Origin of the sequence: Microbacterium sp. SORGH_AS_0505 (assembly GCF_030818715.1) — a bacterium.
GTDB lineage: Bacteria > Actinomycetota > Actinomycetes > Actinomycetales > Microbacteriaceae > Microbacterium.
In genome coordinates this window covers 1,648,627-1,666,271 of sequence record NZ_JAUTAT010000001.1, presented here as the reverse complement: position 1 = coordinate 1,666,271, position 17,645 = coordinate 1,648,627, and the positions used below count along the sequence as shown (strand labels likewise).

The 17,645-nt window shown below is 70.1% G+C and carries 14 protein-coding genes and 1 pseudogene; 5 read left to right on the top strand and 10 right to left on the bottom strand.

Annotated elements, in window-relative coordinates:
* Positions 1-26 precede the first annotated feature (26 nt).
* Positions 27-920 (top strand): zinc-ribbon domain-containing protein, encoded by an 894-nt coding sequence (locus QE428_RS08170; protein WP_307467931.1) that lies wholly within the window; start codon positions 27-29, stop codon positions 918-920.
* 18 nt (positions 921-938) lie between these two features.
* Here the strand turns inward: QE428_RS08170 and QE428_RS08165 are convergent, their stop codons facing one another.
* The 7 genes and pseudogenes from QE428_RS08165 to QE428_RS08135 all read right to left on the bottom strand — a co-directional run bounded on the left by QE428_RS08165 (position 939) and on the right by QE428_RS08135 (position 7,948).
* Complete coding sequence (locus tag QE428_RS08165; RefSeq protein WP_091351781.1) at positions 939-1,484, bottom strand: hypothetical protein; 546 nt, start codon at positions 1,482-1,484, stop codon at positions 939-941.
* Positions 1,481-1,987 (bottom strand): hypothetical protein, encoded by a 507-nt coding sequence (locus QE428_RS08160; protein ID WP_231916536.1) that lies wholly within the window; start codon positions 1,985-1,987, stop codon positions 1,481-1,483. Before QE428_RS08160 ends, QE428_RS08165 begins: the two co-directional genes overlap by 4 nt.
* Positions 1,963-3,474 (bottom strand): alpha-N-arabinofuranosidase, encoded by a 1,512-nt coding sequence (locus tag QE428_RS08155; RefSeq protein ID WP_307470688.1) that lies wholly within the window; start codon positions 3,472-3,474, stop codon positions 1,963-1,965. The genes QE428_RS08160 and QE428_RS08155 overlap by 25 nt, the downstream gene beginning before the upstream one ends.
* A gap of 378 nt (positions 3,475-3,852) precedes the next feature.
* Positions 3,853-4,038 (bottom strand): annotated as a pseudogene (locus QE428_RS14700) (carbohydrate ABC transporter permease); the annotation flags it as partial.
* Between the two features lie 419 nt (positions 4,039-4,457).
* Complete coding sequence (locus tag QE428_RS08145; protein ID WP_091351778.1) at positions 4,458-5,381, bottom strand: carbohydrate ABC transporter permease; 924 nt, start codon at positions 5,379-5,381, stop codon at positions 4,458-4,460.
* A 53-nt stretch (positions 5,382-5,434) separates the two neighbouring features.
* Positions 5,435-6,772 carry an ABC transporter substrate-binding protein gene (locus QE428_RS08140; protein ID WP_091351777.1) on the bottom strand — a complete coding sequence of 446 codons (1,338 nt, stop codon included), beginning with the start codon at positions 6,770-6,772 and terminating at the stop codon, positions 5,435-5,437.
* Between the two features lie 162 nt (positions 6,773-6,934).
* Complete coding sequence (locus tag QE428_RS08135; protein WP_091351776.1) at positions 6,935-7,948, bottom strand: LacI family DNA-binding transcriptional regulator; 1,014 nt, start codon at positions 7,946-7,948, stop codon at positions 6,935-6,937.
* Between the two features lie 73 nt (positions 7,949-8,021).
* On the opposite strand from QE428_RS08135, the gene QE428_RS08130 reads away from it, so the two are divergent.
* Both QE428_RS08130 and QE428_RS08125 read left to right on the top strand, forming a co-directional pair.
* Positions 8,022-8,834 (top strand): DUF1206 domain-containing protein, encoded by an 813-nt coding sequence (locus tag QE428_RS08130; protein WP_091351775.1) that lies wholly within the window; start codon positions 8,022-8,024, stop codon positions 8,832-8,834.
* 59 nt (positions 8,835-8,893) lie between these two features.
* Positions 8,894-9,883, top strand: a complete 990-nt coding sequence (locus tag QE428_RS08125) for an o-succinylbenzoate synthase (protein WP_091351774.1) — start codon at positions 8,894-8,896, stop codon at positions 9,881-9,883.
* A 17-nt stretch (positions 9,884-9,900) separates the two neighbouring features.
* Here the strand turns inward: QE428_RS08125 and QE428_RS08120 are convergent, their stop codons facing one another.
* Entirely contained in the window at positions 9,901-10,491 is a 591-nt protein-coding gene (locus QE428_RS08120; protein ID WP_091351773.1) for a TetR/AcrR family transcriptional regulator, read from the bottom strand.
* A gap of 107 nt (positions 10,492-10,598) precedes the next feature.
* Between QE428_RS08120 and QE428_RS08115 the strand changes: the two genes are divergently transcribed.
* Positions 10,599-13,481, top strand: a complete 2,883-nt coding sequence (locus QE428_RS08115) for an efflux RND transporter permease subunit (RefSeq protein WP_091351772.1) — start codon at positions 10,599-10,601, stop codon at positions 13,479-13,481.
* Complete coding sequence (locus QE428_RS08110; protein WP_307467911.1) at positions 13,478-15,529, top strand: YhgE/Pip domain-containing protein; 2,052 nt, start codon at positions 13,478-13,480, stop codon at positions 15,527-15,529. Before QE428_RS08115 ends, QE428_RS08110 begins: the two co-directional genes overlap by 4 nt.
* A gap of 217 nt (positions 15,530-15,746) precedes the next feature.
* Here QE428_RS08110 and QE428_RS08105 read toward each other — a convergent pair whose 3' ends face one another.
* Both QE428_RS08105 and ccsB read right to left on the bottom strand, forming a co-directional pair.
* A complete protein-coding gene (locus tag QE428_RS08105) occupies positions 15,747-16,616 on the bottom strand; it encodes a metal-dependent hydrolase (protein WP_307467907.1) in 870 nt (289 codons plus the stop codon).
* Positions 16,617-16,621: 5 nt separating this feature from the next.
* The gene (ccsB, locus tag QE428_RS08100; RefSeq protein WP_091351769.1) at positions 16,622-17,644 is read right to left on the bottom strand and encodes a c-type cytochrome biogenesis protein CcsB; all 1,023 of its coding nucleotides are present in this window, start codon (positions 17,642-17,644) and stop codon (positions 16,622-16,624) included.
* Position 17,645: the final 1 nt, after the last annotated feature.

The following is a 17,645-nucleotide window of genomic DNA, read 5'->3' as shown; positions in this document are numbered from 1 at the left end:
CCGAGCCCTCGCCTACCGTCGGCACCGTGACGGAACCGGTGCGGTGGTGGTGGGAGCGTCGTCAGTTCTCGCGCGGCACCGATGTCCCTTACGCCGTCGGGACGTACCGGTCCACGTGGGCCGCGTATCCGGAGCTCGTCCGGCAGTACCACCCGGACCTCAACGGCGGCATCGTCCTGTCGCAGATCCCGCCCGCCGCAGACGTACTCCTGTGCTGGGAATGCTCCGCAGGCCATCGGTTCGCTGCGACGCCGACCGAGCAACGCGAACGCCCGGGACGCGTGCGACGTCGGTCGGCCTGGTGCCCGGAGTGCTCTGCGCTCGCGGCGCCTCGCCCCGTGAGGGTCGTCGAACGCATCGACGCGGGCGCGGCTCTCGCCGCCGTGCAGCGGGCGAAGGCGGTGCGGATGCCGGTGGCCCCCGCTCCGACTCCGGTGCGCAAGCGTTCTGCTCCAGGCCTCTGCGAGAAGACCCCGGACCTCCCGGCAGGCGAGCCGTTCGTCAGCGCGTGCGCTCCCCCACCGGCATCCGCCGCCGAAGCGCGGCTACGGGCGGACCTGAGCGCCGCGATCCTGTTCAGCGAAGGGATGACGGCGGTCCGGGTTGCGCGGCCGTTCTTCCGCCACCGGGAGGTGTGGCCCGACATCCTGCTCCCCGAGCTGCGGGTCGCGGTCGAGTACGACACCCCCGGACGTCACGGCCTCGAGCACGTCGGCACACGGGAGACATCCGACCGGCGCAAGGATGCGCTGCTGCGCGCGGCAGGCTGGGAGGTCGTGCGGGTGCGCACGGGCGGACTCGAACCGCTCGGGCCGCACGACGTCGTCCTCCGGACCGCGGGGACGCGAACGGTCGGCGCGATCGTCGACGCGCTCCGCGAGATCCGGGGCGCGTTGTTGGTCGATGCCTATCTGCGGTGATGTGCGGTCGACGCCGGATCAGACCGGCTCTTCCCAACCGATCACGCGGGCGCCGCGTACCGGCACGGCGCCGGGAGCGAGGACGTGCGGGATGCCGTGGAACCACGCTCCGCTGACGCCGCGGCGGACCATCTCCTCCAGCCACGCCCGGTTCGCGGCCGGTACTTCGGTGGCCGTCGTGAACGACGCCGGATCGAACGGTGCGACCTCTGCCGGGTCGAGGGGGTCGCCCACCGCCGAGACGGTCCGGTCGAGGACCACCGTCCCGTGCGGCAGGTCGTCCGCCGGGATCGCCCAGAACTCCGCCCGCGGCAGCTCTCTGCCGCGGATCTCGCGCCACGCCCGCCAGATCGCGTGCGGGTGGACCGGGCTCAGGAACACGACCTCGGTCCACGTCCGCGCGAGCCCGGGGATCTCCGTCACCTTCAGGCGCTGCCTCTCGGGAGTGTCGTCGTACTTCGACATCGCCCGCGCGTAGCCCGCGGGGTCGATGTCCGCCAGATCGGATGCCGGGACGAGCACGTCGCCGACGAGATCGACCCGCTGGTGGAAGGCGACCCTCATGAGGCTGGCCGCACCCCGTCGAAGGGGGTCAGGGTGCGCAGCCCGCTCTCGCCCCGTTGAAGGAACAGTCGCAGCGGCCCCTCCTGCAGGAGCGGGTCTCGCGACCCATAGGGCGCGTCCGAGCAGTTGTCGGCGGTCGATCCGACGCGAACCACCTCACCCATCACGACGTCACCCTTTTCCGCCTCGGCGACGGTGACCCGGTACGCGTTCGCGTCGAATCCCAGGATGTTCATCGTTCCGTCCGATTCGACGGCATCGGTGACGATGACCACATCTGCATCACGAGCGCGCTCCTCATCGGAGGAGTACGACACCCACGAGGCACACGACTGCGAGCTGCATCCCGTGAGCGACGCCGCGGCCAGCACGAGGACGACCACCACCACCGCATGCTTCATCTCGACCCCCTCGCCCGAGAGTGTCGCACAGGCGGCATCCGTCTCACTGCGGGGAACGGATGCCGCCTGGAACCGGCTCAGCCGAGCGCGACCGCCGTCCACGACACCGGCGGCAGCGTGATCGTGAGAATGCCGTCCTCGACGCGGACCGATTCGTTCGGCCGCGGGGCGACGCGCTCGCGGTCGGCGAGGGTGTTCTTCGCGTTGATGTCGTCGTCGGTGAGCGTGTGCGTCTCGAGGACCGAGAGGTCGCCGAGCGCCGCGACGTCGACCGAGACCTCGATCGACTCGGTCGTGCTCCGGTTCACGAGGAACAGGGCGCTGCGACCGGCCTCGGCGTCGTGCGTCGCGACGGCGTCGACGAGCGGCACCTCGCCGTACACCGCCGTCGTGTGGGTCGGCGACTCGAGCTTGACGCGGAGCGCGGCGCCCTTCGCCAGACGCGAGGTGATCGAGAACGGGAAGAACGTCGTCTGACGCCATGCCGGCCCGCCCGGCTCGGTCATGATCGGCGCGATCACGTTGACGAGCTGCGCGAGCGAGGCGCTCGCCACGCGGTCAGCGTGCTTGAGGAGCGAGATCATCAGGTTGCCGAAGACGACGGCGTCGAGCACCGAGTAGGAGTCCTCGAGCAGGCGCGGCGCCACCGGCCAGTTGTCGATGCCCTGGATCTTGTCGACGCCGTGGAAACGGTCGATGTACCAGACGTTCCACTCGTCGAACGAGATGTCGATCTTCTTCGACGATCCCCGCACCGCGCCGACGTGGTCGGCGGTCGCGACGACCTTCTCGATGAAGCCGTCCATGTCGACGGCCGAGGCGAGGAAGCTGTCGACGTCGCCGTTTCTCTCCTCGTAGTACGCGTGGCACGAGATCAGGTCGACGTCGTCGTAGGTGTGCGTCAGCACGACCCGCTCCCATTCGCCGAACGTCGGCATGTGGGCGCTCGAGGACCCGCACACGACGAGCTGGATGTCGGGGTCGAGCTGCCGCATCCCCTTCGCCGCCTGCGACGCGATCTTGCCGTAGTCGTCGGCGGAGCGGTGCCCCAGCTGCCAGGGACCGTCCATCTCGTTGCCGAGGCACCACATGCGAACGCCGAACGGCTCCGTGCGACCGTTGGCGATGCGCCGGTCGCTGAGCGCGGTCCCCGAGCGGATGTTGGAGTACTCGAGCAGGTCGATCGCCTCGAGCGTCCCGCGGGTGCCGAGGTTTACCGCCATCATGAGGTCACTGCCGACCTTCTCGAGCCACGACGAGAACTCGTGCAGGCCGACCTCGTTCGTTTCCGTCGAGTGCCAGGCCAGGTCGAGCCGACGCGGACGCTCGGAGACCGGTCCGACCGAATCCTCCCAGCGGAAGCCCGACACGAAGTTGCCGCCGGGATAGCGGATCGTGTCGACCCCGAGCTCCTTGACGAGGTCGATGACGTCGGTGCGGAAGCCCTCGGCATCCGCACTCTCGTGACCGGGCTCGTAGATGCCGTCGTAGACGTGGCGGCCGAGGTGCTCGACGAAGCCACCGAAGAGCTTTCGACGGACATCGCCGATCGCGAAGGCGGGATCGACGGTGAGACGTGCGCTGGGCATAGAGATGCTTTCTGTTTCGAGGGAGGACGAGGGATACGGGGCGGTCACTTGACCGAACCGAGGGCGAGACCGCCCTGCCAGTACCGCTGCAGGAACAGGAACGACAGCAGGAGCGGGAGGACCGAGATGAAGGCGCCCGAGGTGATCAGGTTCCAGACCTGCTCGCCGCCGGCGCCCGCGTTCGACAGCGCCAACCACCGGTTGAGGCCGACCGTGACGGGCAGCAGCTGCGGGTCGGTGAGGACAGCCAGCGGCAGGAAGAAGTTGTTCCAGGTGCCGACGACCGACAGCAGCAGGACCGTGACGATCGCCGGGCGGCAGCAGCGGCACGACGATCGTGCGGAACGTGCGCCACTCCCCGGCCCCGTCGATGCGCGCCGCCTCGAGCAGTTCGTCGGGGACGGCATCCTGCGTGTAGACGCGCATGAGGTAGACGCCGAACGGGTTCAGCAGCGACGGCAGGATGACCGCCCACGGGGTGTTGATCAGGCCGTACTGGCTGAGCAGCATGAAGGTCGGGATGACGAGCGCGGTGAGCGGCACCATCACCGAGCCGAGGATCATCCCGAAGACGACCCCGCGGCCCCGGAACTGGTACTTCGCGAACCCGTATCCGGCGAGGACGGCGACGACGGTCGCACCGAGCCCGGAGACGAACGCGTACAGGAACGAGTTGCCGAGCCAGCGCCAGTAGATGCCGCCCTGGTGGGTGAACAGACCCTGGATGTTGGTGAAGAAGTCGCCCGGCTGATCGAACCAGAACGCGGAGCTCGAGAAGAGCCCGCCGGTGTCCTTCGTGGCGGCGACGAAGAGCCACCAGATCGGGATGACGAAGTAGATCGCGAGGATGATCAGCAGCACGTGCGAGCCGATGCGGCGCCGGCCGCGAGGGCGGCCCGCCGAGCGGTTCTTGCGCGAGGGGATGCCGGTGACGGTCGTGTGGGCCTCGTCCGAGACCGACGCCGTGGTGGGGAGGGCGGACATCACTTCAGTCCGTTCTGCTTGCGGGTGAGGAAGAGGAAGCCGAACGAGCCGATGAACACGAGCACGCCCAGCGAGAAGGCGATCGTCGACGCGTAGTTGAACTGGCTGTAGCTGAAGGCCAGCGCGTAGGCGTACATGTTCGGGGTGTAGTCGGCGGGCAGGGCGCCCGAAGCGATCGAGCGGAGCACCGTCGGCTCGGTGAAGAACTGCAGCGTGCCGATCAGCGCGAAGGTGATCACCATGACCATCGAGGACGAGATCATCGGCACCTTGATGCGGGTGGCGATCTGGAACCCGTTGGCGCCGTCGATGCGGGCCGCCTCGTAGACCGCGGGGTCGATCGCGCGCAGCGCCGCGTAGACCACGATCATGTAGTACCCGGCCCACTGCCACGTGACGACGTTGACGAGGCTGAAGAAGATCGAATCGCTGGAGAGGAAGTTCGGCGCCTCAAGTCCGAAGATCCCGAAGATCGTGGCGCCCGGGCCGAAGCGGGGGCTGTAGAGGAAGCTCCACATGAGTGCGCCGATGACGACCGGGATCGCGTAGGGCGCGAAGATCAGCAGACGCGACAGCTTCGACACCCACGTGGTGAGGGAGTCGAGGACGAGCGCCGCGACGATCGCGACGAGCAGCTGCGCCGGGATCATGACGAGCGCGAAGAGGATCACGCGTCCGAGTCCGCCGAGGAACAGCGGGTCGGTGAACGCCTTCACATAGTTGTCGATGCCGACGAACTTCGTCCCCGTGGCCAGCGTCGAGCTGAACAGACTCATCCCGAATGCGTAGATGAGGGGGAAGACGAGGAACGCGGCGAAGACGACGAGGAACGGCGTGATGAACAGCCAACCGACCTGCTGACGTCGCTGGATGCCGCTGCGGCGGCGCGGCGGCGCGGGCCGCTCGAGTACCTGAGTGGTCATGGTGTCGCTTCCGGGGAGGGGCGGGGGCCGGCCGAACCGGCCCCCACCGCGCGTCAATCAGTGAGCGTGAAGCCCTGTTCGGTGGCGTACTTCTCGAGCGTGGCCTGCAGGTCGTCGAGGGCGGGCGCGGCATCCTTGTTCTTGTCGACGACGACCGCGGTCACCTCCTCCTGCAACTGGTCGTAGGCGTAGTTCTGGAACGGGCTGAACGTGAAGCCCGAGTACCCGGATGCCGCCGGCAGGAAGACGTCCTTGTTGATCTGCTGCCCGCCGAAGAACGGGTACTCCAGGTCGCGGAAGTAGTCCGACTCGAGGATGGGCTTCCAGAGCGGGAAGAGCGCGGCCTTCTCGATGCCGATCTTCCACGCCTCTTCGGTGCCGAAGATCTCCTTGGCGACGGTGGCCGCCGCCTCCTTGTCATCGGCCTGGGAGGTCACGGCGAACGTCGAGCCGCCCCAGTTGATCTGCACCGGGTTCGCGGCATCCCACTGCGGCACGGGTGCTGCGCGCCATACAGCGCCCTCGTCGGACCCTTCGAGCCCCTGCAGGTAGCCGGGACCCCAGGCCGCCGCGACGTAGATCGCGTACGAGCCGTCGACGAGCTTCGTGTTGTAGTCGGCCGTGAACGCCTCGTCGACGGCGACGAGGCCCTTGTCGGCGAGGTCCTGCCAGAAGGCGAGCACGTCCTTCGAGCCCTGGTCGGCGACGTCGATGCCGATCTCCTGCGGGGAGGCGCTGTCGTAGGTGAACGGCACGGAGCCGGCCTGGGCGAAGAGCGCCTGGGTGAACGCGCGGCCGTTGGGCGGGAAGTTGGCGAGCACACCCGGCGCACCCTCGTCCTTGAGCTTCTGCGCCGCCGCGGCGAACTCGTCCCACGTGGTGGGAGCCTTGATGCCGTACTCGTCGAGGATGTCCTGGCGATAGAGCATGCCCATGGGGCCGCCGTCGACGGGGATCGCGTAGACGGCGTCGCCGCTGGAGACGTCCTTCCAGGCGCCCTCGGTGTAGTCGTCCTTCACGTCTCCCGCGCCGTACTCCGAGAGGTCGACCAGCGAGTCGCGGATGGCGAAGCTCGAGAGGACCTCGGATTCGAGCATGATGACGTCGGGCGCCCCGCTGCCGGATTCGATCGCCGTGGAGAACTTCGTGTACTCGTCGTTGCCCTGGCCCGCGTTGGTCCAGCAGATCTGAACGTCGTCGTGCTTCTCGTTGAAGAGGTCGACGACCTCCTCGAAGGAGGGGTACCAGGCCCAGACCGACACCTGGGTCGCATCCGGGTTGACGATCTTGTTGGTGCACGACTCTGCCGTGGCGCCACCACCGGAGCATCCGGTGAGGGCGGCTGCGGCGACGACGGCGACGCCGGCGCCGGCGATGACCTTGGACTTCATGAGCTGTGAGCTTCCTCTCGCGGTGTGGACACCGGTGTCGAACGGAGACGGATGCAGGTGCGTCGATGCACGGGGGTGCCGCGTTGCACTCGCTTTTACAACGTTAGAAGTAAACGTTGTAAAAGTGATGATGCCGTCGGCGACCCCGACTGTCAAGCGACGTCACGGTAACGGCGCGGACTCTCGCACGGCGAGGTGGAAGTCGGCGAGCAGGAGCTTCGGCGAGGCGTCGGGAGCCGGTGCCGCGATGCGTGCGAGGAGCGTCTCGACCGCGGTCCGCGCGATCCATTGCTGACCGGGATCGATCGTCGTGAGCGAGGGAATCGAGTACTGCGCTTCGTCCAGATCGTCGAAGCCGACCACGGTGACGTCGTCCGGCACGCGGCGGCCGCTCTCCTGCAGCACACGCATCGCGCCGAGGGCGAGCGTGTCGTTGAGCCCGAACACCGCGTCGAACTCGACCCCCCGATCGATGAGTTCGTGCATCGTCCGCGCCCCGTTCGAGCGATGCCACATGGTGGTCGAGCCGATCAGCTGCGGGTCGAAGGGGATGCCGGCGGCATCCAGCGCCTCCCGGTAGCCCTTCAGCCGGAGTCCTGCCGAACCGATCACCTCGCCGTCGTGTGCGCCCACGACGGCGATCCGTCGGCGCCCGCCCGCGATGAGGTGCTGGGTCGCCGCCCGCGCGGCTTCGACGTTCTGCATCGTGACGTGATCGACGGGGCCGTCGAACACGCGCTCGCCCAGGAGGACCATCGGGTAGGGCACCCGCAGCCTGTCCCCGTCGTCCTGGCCCATGCCCAGCGGACTGAAGATGAGACCGTCCGTGAGCTTGAGGCGAGGGCTGCGCAGCAGGTCGAACTCGCGGTCACGGTCGCCGCCGGTCTGCTCGACGAGCACCACGACGCCGCGGCGCTCGGCCTCGGCGATGACGAGACCGGCGAGCTCGGCGAAGTAGCTGAGCGCCAGGTCGGGGACGGCGAGGGCGATCGCCCCTGTGCGGCCGCTGCGAAGGTTGCGCGCGGTGAGGTTCGGGGTGTAGCCGAGCTCAGCGATCGCACGCTCGACGCGCTCGCGTGTCGCCGGGCGGACGTGCGGATGGTCGTTGATGACATTCGACACCGTCTTGATGGACACCCCGGCGATCCGTGCGACGTCGTGCAGTGTCGGCGACATGGACCCTCCCCGCGTCACTGTACAACGTTGCAAGGAAGAGGGCCGCCGCGCGGCCCGTCGCTAGGCTGGCGCGATGAGTTCATCGGCGAAGAATGCGGCGCACGGGGCGAAGAACAGTCGGACCCTGCGCACGCTCGCGCGCGTCGGCTTCGCCGCCAGCGGTGTCGTGCACATCGTCATCGGCGTCATCGCGATCTCCCTCGCCACCGGCCGAGGAGGCGGAGAGCAGGCCGACCAGTCGGGCGCCCTGCAGCAGCTGGCGTCCGCACCCGGCGGCGTCCTCCTCCTTTGGGCGGCTGCCGTGGGCCTCGTCGTGCTCGGCCTCTGGCACCTCCTCAGCGCGTTCCTCGACCGCTCCAGCGACTCCCGGCGCGATCGCGCCGTGCACATCGCGAAGAACGGCGTCAAAGGTGTCGTCTACGTCGTTCTCGGCGTCACCGCCGTCACGGTCGCCGCGGGTGGTTCGGCCGACTCGTCCGACTCGACGCGGTCGCTCACGGCAGACCTGCTCGCCACCCCCGGTGGCGTCTTCCTCGTCGTCGCGATCGGGCTGGTCCTGATCGGCGTCGCGGGCTACCTCGTGTTCAAGGGCGTCACGCGACGCTTCGAGCGCGACCTCTCGATGCCCGGTGGCACTGCCGGGCGCGCGGTCCGCATCCTCGGCACCGTCGGGTACGTGGCCCGGGGCATCGCCTTCGCGGGCGTCGGCGTCCTGTTCCTCGTCGGTGCGGTCACGAACGATCCCGAGAAGTCGAGCGGACTCGACGGTGCCCTCCGCTCGTTCGCGGAACTCCCCGCCGGCGTCATCGTGCTGAGCGTGATCGGTGCGGGCTGGATCGCCTACGGCGTCTACGCGTTCTTCCGCGCCCGCTACACCCGGCTGTGACAGCCGACCCACCCGCGGACAAGACGCGCGCCGGCGCCTGAGCAGGCCAGGATGGGGGCATGTCCCTGCCCTCGCTCGCCGACCTCCGCGCGACGGCGCGCGTGGTGTCGCTGCCTCTCCACACCCGCTTCCGCGGGATCGACGTCCGTGAGGCCCTGCTGCTCGAGGGCCCGGAGGGATGGACCGAGTTCTCGCCGTTCGCGGAGTACGACGACGCTGAGTCCGCGGCCTGGCTCGCGGCGGCGATCGAGTACGGCTGGCAGCCCACGCCTGCGGCCGTCCGCGACACGATCCCGGTGAACGCGACGGTGCCGGCCGTGCCCGCGGCATCCGTTCCGGGGGTCCTCGCCCGCTTCGACGGATGCCGCACCGCCAAGGTGAAGGTCGCCGAACCCGGTCAGGTGCTCGCCGACGACGTGGCGCGCGTGCGAACGGTCCGGGAGGCGATGGGCCCCGAGGGCCGCATCCGCGTCGACGCGAACGGCGGCTGGAACCTCGACGAGGCCGAGCACGCCGTGCACGCTCTCGCCGAGTTCGACCTCGAGTACGTCGAACAGCCGTGCGCGACGGTGGCGGAGCTCGCCGAACTGCGCGGCCGCATCCGGTACATGGACATCCCGATCGCCGCCGACGAGAGCGTCCGCAAGGCCGACGACCCGGTCGCCGTCGCACGGGCCGGCGCGGCCGACCTGCTCGTGATCAAAGCCCAGCCGCTCGGCGGGCTGCGGCGCGCGCTCTCGGTCGTCGCCGAGGCCGGACTCCCTGCCGTCGTCTCGAGCGCCCTCGACACCTCGGTCGGCCTCGCGATGGGCGTCGCCCTGGCGGCATCCCTCCCCGACCTCGACTTCGACTGCGGACTGGGGACGGCGTCGCTGCTCGCCGCCGACGTCACCGACGAGCCGCTGCGGCCGCGGGGCGGATCGCTGCCGCTGCGCCGGGTCGTCCCGGACGCGTCCCTCCTCGACGCGCACGCCGCGACGCCGGAGCGCCGGGACTGGTGGCTCGCGCGGCTCGAGCGCTGCCACGCCGTCCTCGCCGAGTCGTCGTAGCGACCGGCAGGCGAGGATCAGCCGACCAGCAGCGGAACGAGCTGCTCGAGTCGCGACTGCATGGCCCGATTGGCCTGCCGCTCGGACAGGCGCTCGAGCGCGGCCTGCACGCTGCACTGCTCCGAGACGTCCAGGAGCAGTTGCGCGGCGTCGGCGACGGGCATCCGCAGCGGGAGCGCGTGGCGTTCGCTCACTTCGCGAACGATGGTCTCGATCCGCCCGAGCATCTGCGCCCGCCAGGCCAGGAACGCCTGCGCCAGCCGAGGATCGCGAAGCGCCTGGGTGCGGACCTCGCTGAGCAGCTGGGGCTCCATCCGCTCGGCGAGCGACATCGTCGCGATCTGGCGGACGAGATCGAGCGGATCGTCGGTGCCCGAGAGCCGCTTGACGCGCACCGAGACCTCGTCGAGCTTGTCTTCGGAGAGCTGAGTGATGAGGGCGAGGAAGAGCTCGTCCTTCGACTCGAAATTGGAGTAGAACGCGCCCCGGGTGAATCCTGCACGTTCGCAGATGGTCTCGACGGATGCCGCGTCGAGGCCGACCTCGGCGAACACCTCGTGTGCGGCGTCGAGCAGGCGAGCTCGCGTGTTCTCGCGGCTTCGCGCCATCTCACACCCACCCTTCAGGATTGCGACCTGTGTGCGGGTCTACGATACACATGTGTATTGGATACAGCGCTGTATCGAAACCGTCCGACTCTGATCCAGGAGCGCCTGTGTCCACCATCCTCTTCACCCTCGGCCGATGGGCCTACCGGCACTCGTGGCGCGTGCTCATCGCCTGGATCCTGCTGCTCGGGATGATCGGCGGGGGCGTCGCTCTCTTCATGAAGGGCACCGACAACTCCTTCACGATCCCCGGCACGGAGGCTCAGCAGGGCCTCGAGCTGCTGAACCGAACCTTCCCGCAGGCCAGCGGCGCGAGCGCGCAGCTCATTGTCGTCGCCCCCGAGGGCGAGACTGTCGAGGACCAGCCGCTCCGCGGGGAGATCGACGATCTCGTGACGCGCCTGGGCGACATCGACGGCGTGACCTCCGCGACCTCGCCGTTCGACGAGATGGTCACCGGACTCGTCTCGGACGACGACCGGGCGGCGCTCGTGCAGATGCAGTTCGACGGCCAGTCCACCGAGGTGAGCGACGCCACTGTCGAGGCCGTCGAGAAGACCGCGGCCGAGTTCCACGACGCGCTCCCCCAGGGCGCGCAGTCCGCACTCGGCGGCGATCTGTTCGCCGCATCGATCCCGGCGCTGTCGATCGTCGAGGTCATCGGCGTGCTCGTCGCCCTCTTCGTCCTCATCGTGACGTTCCGCTCGTTCGCCGTCGCCTGGTTCCCGCTCGTCAGCGCGCTCATCGGCGTCGCGCTCGCGATCGCGCTCATCTTCCTCGCGACGGCCGTGACGACCATCTCGTCGACGACGCCCATGCTCGCCGTCATGCTGGGGCTTGCCGTCGGCATCGACTACGCCCTGTTCATCGTGTCGAGACACCAGGATCAGGTCCGCGGCGGCATGGACCCCGAGGAGTCCGCCGCCCGCGCGGTCGGCACGGCAGGGTCCGCCGTGGTCTTCGCCGGCGTGACGGTCATGATCGCCCTCGTCGGACTCAGCATCGCCGGCATCCCGTTCCTCTCGACGATGGGCATCGCCGCCGCCGTCGCCGTGGCGGTCGCCGTGGCGGTCGCCGTCACCCTCACCCCCGCGCTCCTCGGCTTCGCGAAGGGTCGCGTCGTCGGCTGGGGAGGCAAGACGCTGCAGCGCGGCATCCCGACCCGTCGCCGCCGCCGCGGTTCCGACGCCGACGCGGCCGACGACACCGAAGAGACGTCCGAGCCGGAGCCCGCACCCGCCGCCGGCCCCGTCGCCCCCGCACGACCCAACCGCTGGGTGATGCTGGTGACGCGGCATCCGATCATCGCCACCGTCGCCGTCGTCGTCGGACTGGGCGTCATGGCGATCCCGTCGGCCAATCTGCACCTCGCCCTGCCCAATGCCGGTGTCCAGCCGACGTCGAGCCAGGCCCGCCAGGCCTACGACCTCAACGCGGAGTACTTCGGCGCGGGGTCGAACGGTCCGCTCGTGATGACCGGCACGATCGTGACCTCGACCGACCCGCTCGGCCTCATGGACGACCTGAAGAAGGAGGTCGAGGCGATCCCCGGCGTCGAGCGCGTCGCCCTCGCCACCCCCAATGAGACAGCCGACACCGGCCTCATCCAGATCGTCCCGACCACGGCCCCCGACGACCCCGCGACCGCCGACCTCGTCCGCGAGCTGCGCTCGCACCACGACGAGTGGCAGGAGAAGTACGGCGTCGACCTCAAGGTGACGGGCTTCACCGCCGTCGGCATCGATGTGTCCGACCGTCTCGGCGCCGCACTGCTGCCCTTCGGCATCTTCGTCGTCGGCCTGTCGTTCATCCTTCTGATGATCGTGTTCCGCTCGATCTGGGTGCCGCTCAAGGCGACCCTCGGGTACCTGCTGTCGATCCTCGCCGCCTTCGGCGCGGTCGCCGCGGTGTTCGAGTGGGGCTGGCTCGCCGACCTCCTGCACGTGACGCGCACGGGTCCCGTGATCAGCTTCATGCCGATCATCCTCATGGGCGTCCTGTTCGGCCTCGCGATGGATTACGAGGTCTTCCTGGTCTCGCGCATGCGAGAGGACTTCGTGCACGCCGTCCGCGCCCGCCGGGGCCGCGCGAACCGAGAGACCGCCATCGCCGCCGTCCGCTCCGGATTCACCGCCTCGGCGCGCGTCGTGGTCGCTGCGGCCGTCATCATGTTCGCCGTCTTCGCCGCGTTCGTCCCCGAGGGTGACAGTTCGATCAAACCGATCGCCCTGGGCCTCGCCGTGGGCATCGCCGTCGACGCCTTCCTCGTCCGCATGACTCTGACCCCCGCGGTCATGGCGCTGCTGGGCGACAAGGCGTGGTGGATGCCGCGCTGGCTGGAGCGCCTGCTCCCCAAGGTCGACATCGAAGGCGAGGCGGTCGAGCACGAACGCGCCCACGCGAAGTGGCCGGAACCCCACTGGACCGGTGCGCTCGCTGCCGACGACCTCGAGGTGCGGGCCGAATCGACCGGCACGGACGTGGTCCTGTTCTCCGGCGCGAACGCCCGGGTCGCCGACGGCGGCACGCTCCTCGTCACCGCCGCCGACCCGCACGCGGCACGAGCGTTCCTGCTGACCGTCGCCGGCCGCATCGCTCCGACCTCCGGCCTGCTGCGCGTGTCGGGGCACCTGCTGCCCGGCCGCGCGGCGTGGGTGCGTGCCCACGTCTCCGTCGCCGACCTCACCGGGGCGGACGCACCGCTCGCCGACCTCCGCCGCGCTCTGGCCGGCCGCACGCGGTTCGTCGTGATCGTCGGCCTCGACACCCTCACCGGCGCTGCCCGCGATCAGGCCGCCGCACTCCTGCGCGACGCGACCAACGCGGTCTCGGCCAAGGCCGGAGCCCTGACCGTCGTCGCCTCGGCCCGAGACGCGGAATCGGCCCGCGGCATCCTCGCCGACGCCTACCGGCCGGACCCCGATCTCCTGCGGCTCGCCGTCTCCACACCCCTCACCGTCGACACCCCCACCCAGGTGACCCCCTCATGACTCTCTCCATCGAACGCGCGCAGACCCGGCGCCCCATCTCGTGGCTCACGCTCCTCGGCGTGCTCCTGCTGCCCGCCGTCATCGGCGGCCTCCTCGTGGCGGCTCTCTACAACCCCACCGAGCGGCTCGACGCACTGAACACCGCGGTCGTGAACAACGACGAGCCGGTCGAGGTGAACGGACAGACCACTCCCCTCGGGCGCCTCCTGACCGCGGGACTCGTCGAAGGCTCGGATGAGCTCGACAGCAACCTCACCTGGACGATCTCCAACACGGAGGACGCCAAGGAGGGCCTCGAAGACGGCACCTACGACGCGATCGTCACCATCCCGAAGAACTTCTCCGCAGCGGCGACCTCGACCGCTCCCGGCAAGACCCCGGAACGCGCGACGATCGAGCTGACCTCCTCGCCCGATGCCCGCATCGTCGACGACGCCATCACGAACCAGGTGACCTCGACCGCGGCATCCGTCCTCGGCCAGCAACTCACGACGGGCTACCTCGAGAACGTGTTCCTCGGCTTCACGACGCTGAATGAGCAGCTGGGCACCGCGGCCGACGGCGCCGCGCAGCTCGCCGACGGCGCGAAGGCAGCCGCCGACGGCGCCTCGAAGCTCGCCGACGGCGCCTCCAGCGCGGCCGACGGCGGGTACTCGCTCGCCGACGGCCTGCGCAAGCTGCAGAGCGGTGCGAACCAGCTGGCCGGCGGCGCCGCGGCCACCTCGCAGGGCCTCTCCGAGTGGTCGGCCGGTGCCCGACCGATCGCCGAGGGCACCCAGCAGCTCGCGGACGGCCTGACGCGGGCCGCCGACCAGACGTCGGCGATCCCGGCGATCCCCTCCGATGTCGTCGACGGCATCAAGGCCCTCACCGCGGACGGCGAGCAGAACCGCGAGGCCGTGACCGGCATCGTCGACGCCCTGTCGGCTGCGGCGTCGTCGTGCGTGCCCGCGCAGGCCGGCGCGGAGCTCTGCGACCAGCTGACGGATGCCGCGGCTGACGCGACGTCCGCTCTCCCGGCTCTGCAGGCCACGGTCGGCGACTCTAAGAAGCTCGCCGAGAACATCGACGCGCTCGCGAACTTCGGTCCGAGCCTGACCGAGGGCCTCCGCACCTCGGCCGCCGCAGCGGAGCAGCTCGCCGGTGGGATGGGCCAGCTGGCCGACGGCGCGGAGCAGCTCTCCGCGGGGGCCGGTCAGCTGTCCACGGGTGCCCGCGACCTCGCGACCGGCGCCGGTACCGCGGCGGACGGCGGCGACCAGCTCGCGGCCGGTGTGGACGCGCTCGCCAGCGGCGCCGGAGACCTCTCGACCGGCGTCGGCAAGCTCGCGACCGGTACCGACGACCTCGCCGGCGGACTGGACAAGGCCGTCGACGGCGTGCCGTCCTACACGAAGAACGAAGCCGCAGACCTCGCCTCGATCGTCGCCGATCCGGTGGTGGCCGACGGCACCGGCACCTCGCTGTTCGGCGCATCCGCCGTGCCGCTGCTCGCCACCCTCGCGCTGTGGTTCGGCGGTCTCGCGTCGTTCGTCGTCCTGCGCGCCGTGCCGCGGACCGCGCTGTCGTCGCGACGATCCTCGGCTGCCCTCGCGCTGCGCGCACTCGCACCGGGCGCCGTGATCGGCGCCCTGCAGGGCGCTCTCGTCGCCACCGTCGTCCAGCTCGCGGCCGGGTACGACGCCGAGCAGTGGTGGCCCTTCGCGGCCATGTGCGTGCTCGCCGGTGTCGCCTTCGCCGCGATCAACCACGCGCTCGTGGCCCTGTTCGGCGGCATCGGCCGCTGGGTGTCGGTCCTCGTGGGCGTCATGGCGCTGGCGACCGGGATCGTGTCCACGGTGCCGGGCACCCTGCTCGACATCGCGGGCCTCCTGCCCACGGCGCCGGCATACACGTCGATGCTGGCGGCGCTGACGGATGCCGGAGGCGGCGCGACCGCAGCCGTCGGACTCGTGCTCTGGACGCTCGTCGCGATCGCCGCCGGCATCCTCGCCGTCGCGCGTCACCGTTCCACCTCGGCCCGGGCCGTACTCACGCAGCCCGCCTGATCCCGTCCGGAGCAGGCGCGCGCACGCGCCTGCTCCTAGGTCCGGTCCTGGCCCGGTCCTGGCCCGGTCCCCCTCTCGCCGAGTCACCACTCCACTGCCGAATCACCACCCGAATGCACGCCACAGGGTGGTGATTCGGCACGTGGATGGTGATTCGGCGACGTAGCTGGACGTGGGGCGCGGGGCGCGGCCCGGGGAGCGGCGCGCGGCCGCGGGCTCAGCCGGCGAGTGTGATCGACGTCGTCATGGTGAGCTGGATGCCGCCGGGCACCTCGTTCGCGTCGAGCGCGACCGTCAGCGCGCCGATCTGTGCGAGGGACGTCAGATGCGTCCCGCCGCACGGGATCTCGACGAGACCGTCGGGCAGGTCGCAGCGCCACGAGCGGCGCCCGGCGAGCGTGTGGTCGTCGCGATGGATGGAGATGGCCCCCGCCGAGTTGGCCCAGCCCGCCAGCGTCGCCTCGATTCGCGCCTCGAGCTCCGGGAGGTCGCCGAGCGCGCTCGTGTCGAAGCCCTTCTTCCGCAGAGACTTGCCGATGCGGTAGACGTCGACCGAGCCGTACGGCGCGATGCGGGAGGTCTGGATCGCGAGCATGTCGAACGCGGGGTGACCGGCGGCATCCGTCGGAACCTCCTTCGTCCACGCATCCGCGAGGGCGGCGTCGAGGGCGAGGGATGCCAGGTGGCAGGCGGTGTGCCCGGCGGACAGCGCAGCGCGCAGCTCGGGATCGACGTACGCCTCGACGCTCTCGCCGACGGCGGGGGCAGGCCCGTCGACGACGTGCACGACGACGAACGCCCACCCCTCGGTGCCGATGCGCACCGGGAGGTCCGGCCCGATGACGAGGTCGCCCTCGTGGACTCCCCCGGTCACGGTGGTGACGACGGGGAACTCGCCGGCTGACGTTCGCAGCACGCCGACGTCGGCGGGCTGGTCGGGCCAGGCGGTGTCGACGGGGTGGAACGGGGTGCGATCGAAGACGATGCCCGTCCGCCCGTCGGCGAGTGGCACGGCATGCACGACGGTGGCCGTTCCGGTGACCTCCCCGTCGGGGTAGGTCACGACGGTGGCGGGGATCTGCGTCACGAGGCTCAGCTGGACAGGCCGCTGTAGGAATGCAGGCCCTGGAAGAACTGATTCACGATCGTGAAGTTGAAGAGCACCGCGGTGAAGCCGACGATCGACAGCCAGGCCGAGCGCGTGCCGCGCCAGCCGCGCGTCGCACGCGCGTGGATGTAGCCGGCGTAGACCACCCAGATCACGAAGGTCCACACTTCCTTCGTGTCGAAGCCCCAGTAGCGACCCCACGCGTCGTTGGCCCAGATCGCGCCGGCGATGAGGGTGAAGGTCCACAGGACGAAGCCGATGATCGCGAAGCGGTAGGCCAGGGACTCGAGCACCTCGGCGCTGGGCAGCGTGCGCAGGAACGGCAGCCGCGTGCGGGGGGCGGCATCCGTCCCCACCGCGGCCAGCGCGACGCGCTCCCGTCGGGACTGCAGCAGCTGCACGACCGACAGCGCGAACGCGAGCGCGTAGAACGCCGAGGCGAGCGAGGCGACGAACACGTGGATGACGAGCCAGACGCTCTTCAGCGGGTCGGACAGCGGCACGACCTCGACGTAGTACGCCAGCGCGGCGCCACCGAGCAGGACCACGATGAGACCGTTGATGAACGCGCCGAGGAAGCGCAGGTCGTACTTGACCAGCACGGTCAGGAACACCATCACGACGAGCATCGTGCCGGTGAGGGCGAACTCGTAGTTGTTCGACCACGGCACGCGACCGGCCGCGATACCGCGGGTGACGTCCGCTCCGACGTGGAAGAGGAACGCGATCGTCGTCAGGACGACGCCGAGCCGTGCGAAGAGGTACCGACCGCGCTGCGACGGCGCCGCCTCGAGGGCGACCTTCGCGGCAGCTTCTTCGGCGCGGATGTCCTCGATGGTCTGCCCCCCGCCGGCGGCGACAAGGGTGCGCGCCTGCGTCCGCGCGTCCTGGGCCTTGATCGCGAGCTCGGAGCGCCGAGCGAGGTCGACCGTGAAGGCGAGGAAGCCGAGCGTGTAGATCGCGATGGCGGTCCACAGCAGAAGCACGGAGATGTCATCGAACGACATT